The organism is Pseudoalteromonas sp. T1lg48, from assembly GCF_002964785.1.
In the GTDB taxonomy this organism is placed as follows: domain Bacteria; phylum Pseudomonadota; class Gammaproteobacteria; order Enterobacterales; family Alteromonadaceae; genus Pseudoalteromonas.
Genome location: NZ_PQCC01000018.1, coordinates 74094 through 90394, shown reverse-complemented (window position 1 = coordinate 90394; position 16301 = coordinate 74094). Strand labels below are relative to the sequence as shown.

General features: G+C 53.5%; 11 protein-coding genes. 7 read left to right on the top strand and 4 right to left on the bottom strand.

Features of this window, described 5'->3' with window-relative positions; genetic code table 11:
• Positions 1–16: 16 nt before the first annotated feature.
• The 3 genes from secF to C2M29_RS09665 all read right to left on the bottom strand — a co-directional run bounded on the left by secF (position 17) and on the right by C2M29_RS09665 (position 3382).
• A complete protein-coding gene (gene secF, locus C2M29_RS09675; protein WP_105189589.1) occupies positions 17–916 on the bottom strand; it encodes a protein translocase subunit SecF in 900 nt (299 codons plus the stop codon).
• Positions 906–2744, bottom strand: coding sequence for a protein translocase subunit SecD (secD, locus tag C2M29_RS09670; RefSeq protein ID WP_105189588.1), 1839 nt, complete (start codon positions 2742–2744; stop codon positions 906–908). Before secD ends, secF begins: the two co-directional genes overlap by 11 nt.
• Positions 2745–2899: 155 nt before the next feature.
• Positions 2900–3382: a hypothetical protein gene (locus C2M29_RS09665; RefSeq protein ID WP_105189587.1), complete on the bottom strand. Its 483-nt coding sequence runs from the start codon at positions 3380–3382 to the stop codon at positions 2900–2902.
• Positions 3383–3523: 141 nt separating this feature from the next.
• Here C2M29_RS09665 and C2M29_RS09660 point away from each other — a divergent pair, with 141 nt between their 5' ends.
• Positions 3524–4810 carry a Glu/Leu/Phe/Val family dehydrogenase gene (locus tag C2M29_RS09660; RefSeq protein ID WP_105189586.1) on the top strand — a complete coding sequence of 429 codons (1287 nt, stop codon included), beginning with the start codon at positions 3524–3526 and terminating at the stop codon, positions 4808–4810.
• Here the strand turns inward: C2M29_RS09660 and C2M29_RS09655 are convergent.
• Positions 4792–5382, bottom strand: a complete 591-nt coding sequence (locus C2M29_RS09655; protein ID WP_105189585.1) for a TetR/AcrR family transcriptional regulator — start codon at positions 5380–5382, stop codon at positions 4792–4794. The two genes, C2M29_RS09660 and C2M29_RS09655, sit on opposite strands and share 19 nt — an antisense overlap.
• Before the next feature lie 290 nt (positions 5383–5672).
• Here C2M29_RS09655 and C2M29_RS09650 point away from each other — a divergent pair, with 290 nt between their 5' ends.
• The 6 genes from C2M29_RS09650 to mfd all read left to right on the top strand — a co-directional run bounded on the left by C2M29_RS09650 (position 5673) and on the right by mfd (position 16290).
• Positions 5673–6857 carry an efflux RND transporter periplasmic adaptor subunit gene (locus C2M29_RS09650; protein WP_105189584.1) on the top strand — a complete coding sequence of 395 codons (1185 nt, stop codon included), beginning with the start codon at positions 5673–5675 and terminating at the stop codon, positions 6855–6857.
• 7 nt (positions 6858–6864) lie between these two features.
• On the top strand, positions 6865–10038 hold the full coding sequence (locus C2M29_RS09645; protein WP_105189583.1) for an efflux RND transporter permease subunit: 3174 nt from the start codon (positions 6865–6867) through the stop codon (positions 10036–10038).
• 113 nt (positions 10039–10151) lie between these two features.
• The gene (locus tag C2M29_RS09640) at positions 10152–10730 is read left to right on the top strand and encodes a PilZ domain-containing protein (protein WP_105189582.1); all 579 of its coding nucleotides are present in this window, start codon (positions 10152–10154) and stop codon (positions 10728–10730) included.
• Positions 10731–10857: 127 nt separating this feature from the next.
• Complete coding sequence (locus tag C2M29_RS09635) at positions 10858–11898, top strand: agmatine deiminase family protein (RefSeq protein WP_105189581.1); 1041 nt, start codon at positions 10858–10860, stop codon at positions 11896–11898.
• Entirely contained in the window at positions 11898–12803 is a 906-nt protein-coding gene (locus C2M29_RS09630; RefSeq protein ID WP_105189580.1) for a carbon-nitrogen hydrolase, read from the top strand. The genes C2M29_RS09635 and C2M29_RS09630 overlap by 1 nt, the downstream gene beginning before the upstream one ends.
• Positions 12804–12816: 13 nt before the next feature.
• Positions 12817–16290: a transcription-repair coupling factor gene (mfd, locus tag C2M29_RS09625; protein WP_105189579.1), complete on the top strand. Its 3474-nt coding sequence runs from the start codon at positions 12817–12819 to the stop codon at positions 16288–16290.
• The last annotated feature ends 11 nt before the right edge of the window (positions 16291–16301 follow it).

Here is a 16301-nt window from a genome sequence, read left to right as displayed (position 1 = left end):
CCTTTTTTAAACCTGCTTAAGGCTCAGCCAATTGCCTTTTGACCTCCTCACTGTCCTTTTGCAGGTAATTATCACTGCTTAACCCTAGGCTTTGGGGCAAGGTGGCACTGATAAATACCGACGACCAGGTACCCACCAGGACGCCAATGAACAAGGTGATGGCAAAACCACGCAGCGGCGCCCCCGCCATCATCCAGATACTGATAATGGTGGTTAAGGTAGTCAAGGAGGTGATCAAGGTTCGGCTCATGGAGGCAAAAATGGCCTCATTCACGCTTCTGGACACATTTTGCTCGGGTTTAGCGCGCACTATCTCGCGCACCTTATCGCCTATGACGATGGAGTCATTAAGGGAGTAACCGATTATCGCCAAAATAGCCGCCAGCACGGTTAAGGTAAATTCCACCTCAAACAAGGCCAACAGCGACAGGGTGATAATCACATCATGAGCCAAGGCGAGGGTTGCCGCCACGCTTAAGCGCCATTCAAAACGACCAAGGAGATAAAGCATCACCGCCAGGGTAGCAAATAACAGAGCCATCATTCCCTGCTCTACCAACTCATCGCCGGCGGCGGCACCCAAGAAGCTGTTATCGAGCACGGTTGCACCGCTGTGCACCGACCAGCTCGCCAGCCAATCGCCGCTAGCGCGTCCCGCCTCGGGCGTTTGAAATACCGACCATTGCCCCAGGCCCCGCTCGGTTAAGCGAAATGGTCCATCAATATAGCTGCCGAGCACTTGGTTTAACTGCTCTTGGGCGACGTACTGAGGCAGACTAAATTCACTGACGTAACCGCCGGTAAAATCCTGCCCCAAGGGTACGCCCTTAATGGTGATGATCAACAGGCTCAATACCATAAGCACAACACTCAACCACAGGCCAAATTTGCGCACGGATTTAAAATTACTCGCCATGATGGAACTCCTTGGTCGGGTGCTTAGCCGGTTCTTTCGCCCAGTTAAACAACAAATAGGAAAGATATTTGGATACCAGTACACCGCTAAAGACGCTGGTGGCAATACCCAGGGCCAAGGTAATGGCAAAGCCTTTGACCGGACCATAACCCACCCCCACCAGCACCAAGGCGCTGATAAAGGTGGTGAGATTAGCATCGATAATACTGCTCATGGCGTGTTGATAACCTCGCTGCAGTGCCTGCAAGCGAGTGCGCCCCAGGCGTAGCTCCTCCTTGATGCGCTCAAAGATGATGACATTGGTGTCAACCGCCATGCCTATGGTTAGGACCAAGCCGGCGATCCCCGGCAGCGTTAACACCACCCCGGGCAACAAGGACATCAGCCCAAGTAAACTGACGACATTAACCATCAACGCCAGGTTCGCCACCACACCTAATCGGCGATACCAAAACAGCATAAATCCCAGGGTCAACGCAAAGCCAAGCAATAAGGCATTAAGGCCATTATTGATATTTTGCTCGCCCAGGCTCGGACTCATGGTTTGTTCCTTGATGATGCGGATCGGCGCTTCCAAAGAACCGGAACGCAGCACCAGGGCGAGATCCTGCGCCCGCTGCCAGGAACCCAGACCGGTAATACTAAAACGCGTTCCCAAGGCTTCATTGATGGTGGCAATTGAGATCACCTCCTCACGTTTATGCACATTGTCATCGGCGCCTTGCACATACTCGCTGTACAAGGTGGCCATGGGCTCACCGATATGGGCGCGCGAGAAGCGATTAATTTTATCGCCGCCCTGGGATGAGAGCTGCAACTGCACCATGGCTTGGCCCCACTCATCGCGTCCGGCCTGTGCTCCGGTAATATCATTGCCGGTAAATATGGCCTTGGCATCGATGGCCACTCGGTCTCCCTCTTGGGTTAACACCCGCTTGCCACCTTGCTCCTGCAAGCCGTGAAATGAGAGCTGAGCGGTAGCACCTATGATACGTTTGGCCTCGGCCGGGTCTTGGACGCCGGGCAACTCAATGCGAATGCCCTGCTCGCCCTGACGCTGCACCACAGCCTCGGTGATCCCCAGCTCCTCAATGCGCTTGCGCAAGGTGGCCAGAGCCTGAGCCATATCCTCACGGGCGAAAAGCTGCTGTTGGGCCGCGGGGTAATGCAGTGTGTAATAGACAAAATCCCCCTTTTGCTCGCGCGTAACATGCAATTGTGGATACAGCTGCTGCAGCTGCTCTTGTAATTGCTCGCCCTGAGCCGCCGAACGCAGTGGGGAGCGCAGCACCAGGGCATGATCCCCAGTGTCTATGCTCACGCCTCGCACTCCATGGGTGCGCCTAAGAGTATTGGCATCCGCTGCAATGGATTTAATACGCTGCGCCATAGCTTGGTCGGTATCGACTTGCAGGACAAAAAGCACGCCGCCCCCTAAATCCAATCCCAGTTTCATCGGCGCTAAGCCTAGACTTTGCATCCAGCTCGGTGTGGTCGCTTGTGTTTGCACCTTGACGTCGGCGTCCGCTAAGTGTTGTCGCAATACCCCGGCCGCCGCGGCGCTGTTATTCGGTTTTTCCAGGGTCAACAATAACCTCTGTGCCTGGGTGTCAAAGTGGCCACCTTGTACAGGGAAACCTTGGCTCTCGAGCAAGCGTTCGACCTGAACCAAGGCCAGCGCTCCCTCTGGATTCTTGACAGAAATCACCTTGGTATTGGGGTATAAATTGGGTAAGGCACTCAGTGCCAATATCACAATGAGGGCAAGGGTGGTAAATACGCCCATGCCACGCTTAGCTCGCCATAACGAGTTGTTTTTATTATTCATAATCTCTACCTTACACTTGTCATAACAAGCGTAAAAATTTGCCTTCCTCGTCAGCAGACGCGGCCTAAACAGGTCTGTAAACAAGGAATTAAACGTTTGCTGGATACTTGTTCCAGCCGCTAAATGGGTTGTTAAGCGGGTCGTTAGCCGAGCCGCTAACCAGGCAGAGAGTGGTACAGCAGACGGCTGCGATAGGTGAGATTGGCGGCCTTGCAGTTGTCAAGCAAGCCACTGTTGGGTAGACACGTATGCATATACCAGGGTAAGTCGGTCCTTGGCGTCAACCTGATCTTATCCAGGCGACTAGGCTCGTCTTGTTGCGCCAGGGTGTAGGCGAGCAGATACAAGGGTTGCTGCTCGGGATGTAAAAAGTAACTCGGGTGCGAGCCCATGGCTCGCTGGGGCAGTTGTACCGGATGAGACGTGGGCGCTTGATGCTGCTTGGCATCCATATCCATACCAAACGCCGAGGTGATACAAGGGACAGTACTTTGCACTTGCTGCGCGACACACAGTGCCGTTGGTGCAGGTGAGTAACTCTGCTGCGAAAACTGCCCAGCACCAAGCGCACTCGCCAAAACGAGTGTGACCGCTGCCACCCAGATTATCAAAAACGCACGCACAATAAGCTCACCCACAAATCATCATATTGCCCCGCTCAGTTGTTATTTCAGCAAAGGACAACCTACTCTTAGGTATGGGCAAAACAAGACAAATCAAACCGGTGGCGATAAAAATCGCACAAATTAAAAAAAGAAATCACACCAAGGGGGGATTATATGGCGAATCGGGTATTTAACGATGCGGTAGCACGCTTACAGCGTATCGGCGCACTCACCCAATGTTCCAATCAGGTGATCAGTGCATTAAGTCACGCCAACGCCATGTTGCATGTCAATGTTGAGGTGCGCATGGATAACGGCCATATTCACTACTTCCCGGGCTATCGTTGCCAACACAATAATGTGCTCGGTCCCACCAAGGGCGGGATCCGCTTTCACCCTCAGGTCAACGCCGATGAAGTACAGGCCTTGGCGCTGTGGATGACCCTCAAGTGTGCGGTAGTCGGTATCCCCTTTGGTGGCGCCAAGGGCGGCGTCTGTGTCGACCCTAAAATCCTCTCTCCCTTTGAACTTGAGCGATTGTCGCGCTCCTATGTGCGCGCCATGGCCGACTTTATTGGTCCGGAGCGCGATATCCCGGCGCCGGACGTTTATACCAACGCCTTGATTATGGGCTGGATGATGGATGAATACGAAAAAATCACTCGGGTAAAGAATCCGGCAGTGATCACCGGCAAGCCCATAGCTTTAGGCGGTAGCTTAGGACGTGACGATGCCACCGGGCGAGGCGCCTATCTGTGCATCAAGGAGTTGGAAAAACGCGATAAACTTGTTCCCGAAGAAACTCGTGTCGCCGTGCAAGGGTTTGGCAGTGGCGGCTACCACGTGGCGCGCTTGCTCGCCGATGACGGTTATAAAGTGGTCGCGGTAAGTGACTCGCAAGGGGCCATCTATCGCCAGGAGGGGCTGAATATAGACAGCGTTTATCGGCAAAAGCAACAGCATAAGGAGCTCAAGGCCGTGTACTGTGAAGGCTCGGTATGCGAGGCCCAAGCGCATGAACGTATTAGTAACGCCCAATTATTGGAAAGTGACGTCGACATCCTTATACCCGCGGCTCTTGATGGCGTTATCACCACCGACAATGCCGCGGCTATCAATGCTCGTTATATCGTTGAAATTGCCAACGGCCCGGTGACCAGCGATGCCGATGCCATTTTAAAAGACAAGGGAATAATTGTGATCCCCGATATTCTTGCCAATGCCGGCGGTGTTACGGTGAGCTACTTTGAATGGGTGCAAAACCGCTGTGGACAGCGCTGGCAAAGGGAAAAGGTCAGCAGAGAATTGAGTCAGGTAATGCAGCGCGCCTTTACACGCGCCAACGATCTGGTGGAACAAAATGGTATGGACTTTCGCGATGCCGTGTATGCCGTAGCCCTCAAGCACCTCAGTGAAGGCATAGAGGCGCACGGTACGCCGGATTATTTCAACGGCGGCTGAACAAACATCTTGCTACAAAGCTCGACCAGGGCATCTAGCTTTGCTTTATCGACCGGAGGTTTCCAGGCGATCAACTGCTCCCAAAATGCCAGCTCTTTGAGGCCGCCAAAAAACACCACGGCGGCGGTGTCGGGGGCAATGTCCCTGAGCGCACCTTTGCTGTCGGCCTCCTCGAACCACTCCTTAATCCCCCGCTCACAAGGCTTAAAGCGCTCATCGAGCATGGCGGCGCGCTTTTTCGAGCGCAGTGATTCGATCAAAATAATGCGTGACAGGGTCAGGTAGTCTTTGTCCTGGGTCAACCTCAGGGCAACATCGGCTAACTTCTGCAACTGCTCTTTAATAGGCGTTTGCGTGCAGAAGGGATTATCTTGTAGCGGGCGAATGCGCTCAATCAACAAATCGACAACGCCATCAAAAAGTTGTTCTTTGTTGCTGTAGTATTTGTATAGCGTTCGCTTAGATACCTTGGCCTTAGTGGCCACCGCTTCCATCGTCGTGCCCGCCAGCCCGCGTTGGGCAAACAAGGCAATGGCTGCGCCGATCACTGCTTGTTGTTTTGTACTACTCATGTGCTGCCCCTTATGTCAACGCTCGGCAGTATAACTAAACTGCACCAAGAAGATAGTTGGTAAACTAAAAAGTATACCTAAATTAAAAAAAAGTATACACTTTCGTTTACTTGGTGACCATTGGGTTACATTAATTACACTTATCAAAGTGAATTCATTCTTTTCAGAATGGACGCTACGCTTTGTTTAAAAGGGTGTGTTTGCCATTTGATAACAGCCTAAAGATGCCAAGTATTCCGCCTCGGCGGCACTTAAATTTCATTTAACTTGCACAGGGAAACGCTTATCTTATGCGATGCAACCTAGTTAATTCTTTCGCCCGCTCTGCGTCTTTGGCGCTCACTGCCAGCTTCTTGTTAAGTGCCTGTGAGCAAGGCGCACAACAACAACAGCAGACCATGCCTCCGGCACAGGTTGAAGTACTGGCTGTCACCCCCATAGATGCACCCTATGTGATCTCACTGCCAGCCACAGTATCGGGTTCCAAAGAGGTTGAAATTCGCGCCCGGGTCAGTGGCGTGCTTGAGTCGCGTAATTTCTCAGAAGGACAAAAGGTCAGTGCCGGGCAATCACTCTTCACCATAGACCTGGCGCCCTATCAGCTCGCCTATGAACAGGCCCATGCCGCCGTAGTCGCCGCCAAGGCACGGTTAGAGCAGGCACAAAGAGAAAGTAAGCGACTGGCAAAGCTGCGCGAAGATAAATCGGTGTCACAGCGCGATTATGACAATGCCCGTTCCAGCGTCGATATCGCCGAGGCGGATCTCAATGCCAGCGAAGTGCAACTGCGTGAAGCCAAGCTCAACCTGGACTATGCCCAAGTGAAGGCCCCGGTTAACGGCATCATGGGTCGTGAGCAGGTGTCCGAAGGCACCTATGTTTCCGGCCCAGAGGTATTACTCACGCAGATCACCGCACTCGACCCGGTGCGGGTGCGCTTTGGCTTGTCCGAGCGTGAACAACTGATGATGCGCCAGGCACAAAAACGCGGCGAACTAACCTTGCCCGCCGATGGCCAATGGCAAACCCAGTTAAAATTACAAGACGGCAGCCTGTATGAGCATATGGGCACGGTAAACTTTACCGATGTGCGCATTAACGCCAATACCGGCACCTCGGAATTTCAGGCCATCGTCGCCAACCCGGACTTTAGTCTTCGCCCAGGTCAGTTCGTGCAGGTCGAGTTGCTCGGCGCAGAGCATAAAGGCACCTTTGCCGTGCCTCAACAAGCAGTACTCGATAACGGCACCGGCAAATTCGTCTACCTGGCCGCCACCAATGAACAAGGAGCCACCATTGCCCGTCCCGCTCCCGTTGAAGTAGGCGAATGGTATCGTCATAAAGACGGAGACCAGATTGAAAATCTATGGATTATTCGCAGCGGTCTGAGCAGCGGCGACAAAGTCATCGTTGAAGGCATGGCCCGTATCTTCTTCCCGGGCATGCCGGTTAGCATCACCAACGAGCAAGGATAACGGCATTATGTTTTCTCGATATTTTATCGATAGGCCGATCTTCGCCTTTGTCATCTCCATTGTCATCGTCCTTGCGGGTCTTGCCGCCATGCGTGCCCTGCCGGTGGCTCAATACCCGGAAATTGCGCCTCCCGTAGTGCAGGTGACCGCCAGTTATCCGGGTGCCGCCGCCCAGGTGCTGGAGCAAACCGTGGCCGCCCCCATAGAAAACGCCATCACCGGCGTTGAGGGCATGATGTATATGGCATCGACGTCCACCAGTGCCGGCACCACCACCATAGAAGTGACCTTTGAAATCGGCACCGATGCCGATCAGGCCGCGGTGGACGTAAACAACCGCGTTAAACAGGTGGAAGCGCGTTTACCCGAGGAAACCCGTCGCCAGGGCGTGGTGGTACAAAAAGGCTCATCCAGCTTTTTGCAGGTCCATGCTTTTTATTCCCCCGATGGCAGTCGCTCGGCGCTGTGGACCTCGAACTATGTGACCTTGAATATACTGGATCGCATCAAGCGCATCCCCGGCACCACCAATGTGCAAATATTCGGTGCCAAGGATTATGCCATGCGCATCTGGTTACGCCCGGACTTAATGAGCCAACTTGGCGTGACGGTGAACGAAATCACCACCGCCATTCGTGAGCAAAACTCTCAATATGCCGCCGGTAACATAGGTGCCACACCCACCCATGTTGAACCACAATCTTTGGTCTACAGTGTCACCGCTCGGGGGCGCATGTCGGAGCCAAAAGAATTTGAAAACATTATCCTGCGCGCCAATGCCGATGGCAGCTCGCTGCGCCTAAAAGACGTAGCCCGGGTTGAGCTCGGTGCCAAGGACTATAACTTTGAAGGTAGCTTTAACGGCAAAGAAGCGGTGCTGATGGGGATATTTCTACAGCCCGGCGCCAATGCCCTGGAAGTAGCCCAAGAAGTGGGGGCGGTGATGGCCGAATTTAAACCCCAGTTCCCGGCGGGCCTTGAACACGTGGTCTCCTATGACACCACCCGCTTTGTTGAGGTTTCAATCCGCGAGGTATTGAAGACCCTGATTGAGGCCATGATCCTGGTGTTCCTGGTGGTGTATCTGTTCTTACAGAACTGGCGCGCCACCCTGATTCCGACACTGGCGGTTCCGGTCTCCCTGCTTGGCACCTTTGCCGGCATGTATATGTTGGGTTACTCCATCAATACCCTGACCCTGTTCGGCATGGTGCTTTCTATCGGTATCGTCGTCGACGATGCCATAGTGGTGTTGGAGAATGTTGAGCGCATTATGCACGAAGAGCATGTCAGTGCCCGTGACGCGGCCATTAAAGCCATGGGCGAAGTCTCTGGCCCGGTGGTGGCCATAGTCCTGGTGTTGTGTTCGGTGTTTGTGCCCATCGCCTTCCTCGGCGGGCTAACAGGTGAGTTGTTCCGCCAGTTTGCCATTACCATTTCTATTGCCGTCAGCCTCTCTGGTGTTGTGGCTTTAACCATGACACCGGCGCTGTGCGTGCTTATTCTGAAACACGAACACAAGCAAACCGCGGGCTTCTTTGTCTGGTTTAATAAGTTCTTTAGTGCCATTACCCATAAATACGTCGGCGCCGTCGGCTTTATGGTGCGCCGTGGCCTGCTGGGTTTAGTGCTTATGATAGCCATGGTCACAGCCACCGTCAGTATCTGGCAAAAAACGCCCAGTTCACTGGTCCCCGATGAAGATCAGGGCTTTTATATCGTCGCGGTATTTCTACCCGATGGCGCCTCGTTAGAGCGCACCTCCGCCGTAGTCGACGAGGTGATAGCCGCAGTGCAGTCGAACCCGGCGAACGAAAATATTGCCTCATTTACCGGCTTTGACTTTATCGGCGGCGGTTTTAAAAACAATGCCGCAACCATGTTCGTCACCCAAACCCACTGGGATGAGCGTGACGTCGACACCAAGGCCCTGGTCGCTGAGCTGTTTGGTAAGACCGCTCATATTAACGAGGCTTTGGTCCTGGCATTTAACCCGCCGGCGATATTCGGTTTGGGGTCCACAGGTGGTTTTGAGTTTTATATTCAAAATAAGGGAGCCGGTGGTCCAGAGAAGTTGCAGCAGGCGATGCAACTGGTAATGAGTGAGGCGCAAAAAAGCCCCATTGTCGGCGGCGTGCAAACCCTGTGGCGTCCAGACGCACCGCAATTGAAGGTGGATATTGACCGCGAACAGGCCCGTGCCATGGGCGTCAATATCAATGAAGCCTTTAATACCCTGGCCGGTACGCTGGGAACCTACTATGTTAACGACTTCAATAAGTTTGGCCGCGCCTGGCAGGTATTGATGTCGGCGGAGGCCCAATATCGCATGCAGCCCCAAGACATAGGCCGTATTTACGTTAAAAGCAGCTCCGGTGAGATGGTGCCCATGTCGGCCTTTACCACCATGGAGTTTAGCCGCGGCCCTGATAGCCTGAGTCGCTACAACAACCTACCAGCGGTCAAACTGCTGGGCGAGGCGGCACCAGGTTACAGCTCGGGTCAGGCCATCGCCGAAATCGAGCGTATTGCCGCCCAGGTATTGCCTGCGGATATGAGCTATGACTGGACCGGCACCGCCTTTCAGGAAAAACGCAGTTCGGGTACGACCGGATTGGCGCTGGGTCTTGCGGTGATCATGGTATTTTTGATCCTCGCGGCGCTCTATGAGCGTTGGTCTTTGCCTCTGTCAGTTATGCTGGCCCTGCCCTTTGGTACCTTTGGCGCGCTGATTTCCATTTGGATAGCGGGCTTAACCAATGATGTGTATTTCCAGATAGGCCTGGTTACCCTGCTCGGCCTGGCCGGTAAAAACGCCATTCTGATCGTTGAGTACGCCCTGCTTAAGCATCAGCAGGGGTGGAGTGCCGCTGCCGCCGCTCTTGAGGCAGCACGACTGCGTTTTCGCCCCATCATTATGACCTCCATGGCCTTTATCCTCGGCGTAGTGCCGCTGGTGTTGAGCTCTGGAGCCGGTGCCGGTGCCCGTCACAGTGTTGGTACCGGGGTGATGGGCGGTATGATGGCGGCCACCTTCCTGGCGGTGTTCTTTGTGCCTCTGTTTTTCTATTGGCTGACACAGCGTCGCCTCGGTGAGCGCCGCTCACGCCAGGAACTCGCGGATGAAATCGCCAGCCAACATAAAAAAGAACAAATAGATACCAAAGAAGGTTTGGTTTAATCAACTCACACAAAGGCGCCTGCGGCGCCTTTTCTCTGTGCTCGCAAAAATCCCGCTTTAAAATTGTTGTAATGCCCGCTACTATTGGAAAATCAGCGTGTTAAGAGATAAATATGGCTACTAGTAAAGGCGAGTTGTTTGCCGAATTTTTTCAAGTACAAGAAAGTATTGATGTGGTGATTGAAGCCATAGAGCCGAAGCAAGTCCCCAACGACACCGACGCCCTTGAGCACGATATCCCGCCCTTGTTTCGCCTGGCCAATGAGGTGAGCACTCTGGAACAAAGTGCGCTGCGACCACTGCGGTTACTGAGCGAAACCGCCAGCGAACTGGCCCAGTATTTATCCTTACAATCGCGCAAAATCGATCTCATCCTTAGTCATATCCTGATGCAGGAAAATGCCGAACATCCCAGTGAGCGCGCCCACAGTTATGGCGGCTCCGGCTTTACCCTGTGGCGCGAGTCGGCGCTTGAGCGCGGTCAATGCTTTCGCTGCAAACTGTTTTTAGAGCATGAAGCCGCGGCCATTTATTGCTATGGCGAGGTGATTGATGTCAGTAGCAACGAGGAAGGCTTTATGCATCAAATCCTCTTCACCCTGGTTCGTGAACAAGACCGGGAGTTGTTGGTCAGAGCCAGTTTGCACGCGCAAACCCGACAGCTCAAAAAGCGTAACCAGCAACAACACTAAATACTTTGGCTGCACTTGGTAGCAGGCGGCAAAAATTGCCGCCAATCCGCCTTGAAAGCTGCATATTTAGCTGACATTCAAGCTATAAATGCTAAACTAGCGGCTTGTTTTTCAGTGATTGACAGCAATGACCTTTAGTTTACTTCCCGAGTGGCATCCTCAGGATGCGGTAATGCTCACCTGGCCCCATCAAGACACCGACTGGGCGGCCAACCTATCTGCCGTCGAGCAGGTTTATCTTGAATTAAGCAAGCATATCAGCGAGCGCCAACGCCTGCTGATCGTCGCCGACAATGCCGAACTCAAAGCCCATATTCACAGCGCCCTAAGCGAACAGGGTGTAGACCTGACGCAGGTAAACTTTGTTGATGCCCCCTGTAACGACACCTGGGCCCGGGATCATGGTCCGCTGACCCTAAGCGACGGACAGCAGCTTAAGGCCATCGATTGCCAATTCACCGCTTGGGGCGGTAAGTATGAAGCCGATAAAGACAACGCCATAAATGGTCAGCTGTTTGCACAGGCGCTCAATCAAAACGTGCGTACCGAGCAAAGCGATTTTATCCTCGAAGGCGGCGCCATTGAAATCAATGAACAGGGCGTACTGCTGAGCACCCGCGCCTGTGTGCACAATAAAAATCGTAATGCCAGCATGAGTGCAGAGCAAATCGACGCTGCATTATCCGAGTTGCTTGGCGCTAAAAAGATTCTTTGGCTGGACCATGGTTACCTGGCCGGGGATGACACCGACTCCCATATCGACACCCTGGTGCGTTTTGCCCCGAACAATACTCTGGTGTATGTGCGCTGCGACGACCCGCAAGACGAGCATTATGACGAGCTTGGCAAAATGGCCGAAGAACTGGTGGCCCTGCGTGGCCTTAACGATGACGCCTACGAATTAATTGCCCTGCCCTGGCCCAAAGCCGTGTATAACAGCGAAGGCGAGCGCCTACCGGCCACCTACGCCAACTACCTGATTATTAATGATGCTGTCTTGGTACCAACCTACAATGATAGCCATGATCAGGTGGCACTGGCACAAATAGCCAAGGCCTATCCGGGACGTGAAGTAATTGGCGTAGACTGCTGCGCCCTGATTGAACAATTTGGCAGCCTGCACTGTATTACCATGCAGTTGCCCCATGGTTTTTTGGAGAATAAATAATGTCCTCTTCGAACTTAGCCGTTGCGCCTCTATCTGTGGCATTAGTACAGCAGCAAAACACCGCAGACCGCGACTTTAACCTCACTAACTCCATCGCCGGGATCCGCGAGGCCGCCGCCAAGGGCGCCAAGCTAGTGGTGTTGCAAGAGCTGCACACCGGCTTATATTTTTGCCAGAGCGAAGATGTAAACCAGTTTGATCTCGCCGAAACCATTCCAGGTCCAAGTACGGATACCCTGGGCGCACTGGCCAAAGAGCTGAACATAGTCATTGTTGCTTCCTTGTTCGAGCGCCGTGCCGCCGGTCTGTATCACAATACCGCGGTGGTGCTTGAGTGTGACGGCAGCATTGCCGGTAAATACCGCAAGATGCACATCCCGGATGACCCGGGTTTTTACGAGAAGTTTTACTTTACGCCGGGCGATCTGGGTTTTGAACCCATTAAAACCTCGGTGGGCACCCTGGGCGTATTGGTGTGCTGGGATCAGTGGTTCCCTGAAGCCGCACGTCTAATGGCCACTAAGGGAGCGGAAATCCTGATTTACCCGACCGCCATCGGCTGGGATCCGAACGACGATGCCGAAGAGCAAAAACGTCAGCAAGATGCCTGGGTCATTTCTCAACGCGCCCACGCGGTGGCCAACGGCGTATATGTGATCAGTGCCAACCGCACCGGTTTTGAAGCCGATCCTACCGGTCACAGCGCTGGTATCCAATTTTGGGGTCACTCCTTTATCGCCGGACCTCAGGGTGAGTTTTTAGCCACCGCCAGCGATGACCAGGCCGAGGTTTTGAGCGCCAACCTGGATCTTGCCCGTGGCGAGAATGTGCGCCGTATCTGGCCTTATCTACGTGACCGCCGTATCGATCATTATGGCGACCTAACCAAACTTTATCGCGACTAAAACGGAGATTTCCATGCAGTTAGCGCAGTTCATCGAATTGCCTTGGGTAAAAACGCAACAAGATAAAATCAAATGGGGTCAGTTAAGCGGCAGCGCCCTGACCCTGAGTGTCGGCGAAGCGGTAAAGCAACACCCGCAACTGGTGGTGCTGATCACCCCGGATACGCCCACGGCACTTAAACTTGAGCACGAACTCCATGCGCTACTGCCTCGCGATCAGGTTATGGTGTTTCCCGACTGGGAAACCCTGCCTTATGATCACTTCTCGCCGCATCAGGATATCGTCTCCACCCGCTTAAGCACCTTGAGTCGTCTGCGCGACTCGCACCAGGGTGTGCTCATCGTGCCGGTGTCGACCCTGATGCTGCGCTCGGCGCCCAAACAATTTATCTATGGCAACGCCATCGTCTATCGCGTCGGTGACACCCTGAATATCGACAAGCTGCGCAAGCAGCTTGACGATGCCGGCTATCTTCACACCCAACAGGTGATGGCGCATGGCGAATTTGCCGTGCGTGGCTCGGTCGTCGACCTCTTCGCCATGGGCCAAAATGCACCGGTTCGCTTTGATTTATTTGATGATGAAATTGACAGCATGAGTCATTTCGATGTCGACACGCAACGCTCTACCGAGCAGATCAAGGCCATCAACCTGCTCCCGGCCCATGAGTTTGGCACCACGGACGCGGATATTGAGCGTTTTCGTATTCAATACCGTGAAGCCTTTGGCGCCAGTGCCGAACAGGATTCTGTGTATATGCAGGTCTCCAAGGGCGCATTGCCACCGGGGGTAGAATATTATTTACCGCTGTTTTTCAATCAGCTTGATACCCTGTTCGATTACCTGCCCGAGCAGGCGGTGTTTATGCATATGGGTGATATTCAGCACGGTGCAGAGCGTTTCTTAGCGGATGTCCACAGCCGCTATAACAGCCGCAAGGTTGACCCACTGCGCCCCTTACTAGAGCCGCAACGTTTATATCTGCCCCTTGAAGAACTTAACAGCCGCTTTAAACAGTATCCGCGCATCGAGCTTTCCCAGGCAAGCCTGCCCCTGCGCGCCGGGCACTTTAACCTAGGCACCGAGCCGCTGCCCGAAGTACGTATCGACCATGCCAAGCAGCCCCCCTATGGCGCCTTTGTGGACTATGCCTTGGCAGAGAAGCAAAACAAGGGCCGCATCGTTTTAAGCGTGGAGTCCGATGGTCGCCGTGAAGCGCTGTTGACCCTGCTAAAACCAAGTGGGTTAAAAATCACGCCCTGCGACAACCTTGACGCAGCGTTGGCGAGCGATGCGGATATCACCCTGATCGTGGCACCATTTGAACAAAGTGTGGTGCTGAATCACAACGGCCGCGTCAGCCTGATCACAGAGCAAGAATTGCTTGGCATTCGTGTCTCCCAACGTCGTCGCCGTAAGCATAAGCATCAGGTCAGCAGTGATGCGCTCATTCGCAACCTCGCCGAACTTAAAGAAGGCCAGCCCATAGTGCATCTGGACCATGGTGTGGGCCGCTATATCGGCCTGGAAACCCTGGATGCTGCGGGCGTGGCCACCGAATTTGTGACCATTATGTATGCCAATGAGGCTAAGCTTTATGTGCCGGTTGCGGCCTTGCATATGCTCAGTCGCTACTCCGGTGGTGAAGAAGCCAGTGCGCCATTACACAAACTGGGTTCCGACGCCTGGGAAAAGGCCAAAAAACGCGCAGCCGAAAAGGTTCGCGATGTTGCCGCCGAACTGCTCGATATCTATGCCAAGCGCCAGGCCAAGCCAGGCTATAAATTTGCCCTCGACGAGGCCGGCTATCGCCAGTTCAGCGATAACTTTGTGTTCGAAGAAACCGAAGATCAACAAAACGCCATCAGCGCGGTGCTTCATGATATGCAAAGTAAAAACGCCATGGACCGTCTGGTATGTGGTGATGTCGGCTTCGGTAAAACCGAGGTCGCCATGCGCGCCGCCTATGTTGCCGTGGCCGATGGTAAGCAGGTGGCGGTGCTGGTTCCCACCACCCTGTTGGCACAGCAGCATTTTGAGAACTTTCGCGATCGCTTTGCCGACTTCCCTGTGACTGTGGACATACTATCGCGCTTTAAATCCACCAAGGAACAAAATGCCACCCTGGCCAAGATTAAAGAGGGCCAGGTGGATATCGTGATCGGTACTCATAAACTGCTGCAGGAAAACATCGACTTTGCCGATTTAGGCCTTTTGGTGGTGGACGAAGAGCACCGCTTTGGTGTACGTCATAAAGAAAAAATCAAGGCGCTGCGTGCCGATGTCGATATTCTTACCCTGACCGCCACCCCAATTCCGCGCACCCTTAATATGGCCATGAGTGGCATGCGAGATTTATCCATCATCGCCACCCCGCCGGCAAAACGCTTGGCGGTAAAAACCTTTGTCCGTCAACGCGACGATGAGATGATCCGCGAAGCGATTTTGCGGGAAATTAAGCGCGGTGGTCAGGTTTACTTCCTGCACAATAATGTTGAAACCATAGAGCGCACCGCAGAAGATATCCGTGCTATCGTTCCTGAAGCCTCGGTTGCGGTGGCCCACGGGCAAATGCGCGAACGCGAACTGGAATCGCTGATGAGCGATTTCTACCATCAACGCTTCAACGTGCTGGTCTGTACCACCATCATAGAAACCGGTATCGATATCCCCAGCGCCAACACCATTATTATGGACAGAGCCGATCGCCTCGGCCTGGCGCAATTGCATCAGCTACGTGGTCGTGTGGGCCGCAGCCATCACCAGGCCTATGCCTATTTGTTAACGCCACCGCCCAAAGCCATGTCTAAAGATGCACAAAAACGTCTTGAGGCCATCGCCTCGCTGGAAGACCTGGGCGCCGGCTTTACCCTGGCAACCCATGACCTGGAGATTCGTGGCGCCGGTGAGCTGCTTGGCGATGAGCAAAGCGGGCAAATTCAAACCATTGGCTTTAGCATGTATATGGAAATGCTGGAACAGGCCGTTGAAGCGTTAAAAAATGGCCAGGAGCCCACTTTAGATAAGCTGCTTAAATCCCACACCGAAGTGGATCTCAAGCTGCCTGCGCTGCTCCCCAACGACTACATAGGCGATGTGAATCTGCGCTTGGGCTTGTATAAACGCATTGCCAGTGCCGGTGATACGGAAACTCTGGACGAGCTTAAGGTGGAGCTTATTGACCGCTTTGGCCTGCTGCCCGACGCCACCAAACACTTATTCGCCCTGCAGGAGCTAAAACAACGTGCCGGTGCAATAGGAATAACCAAGGTTGAAGCCAACCCTAAGGGCGGTTACTTTGAATTTAGCCAACACACCAAGGTGAGCCCGGGCTTTATTATTGGTTTAATTCAAGCAGATCCAAAACACTATAGAATGGAAGGCGCGAATCGGTTACGCTTTATGATCAGTGAAGCCAATGCCAAAGAGCGACTTAAGTTAATTACGGCGATGATCACCGAATTTGAAGCCAAGGTAGGAAGTTAATGATAAGAATA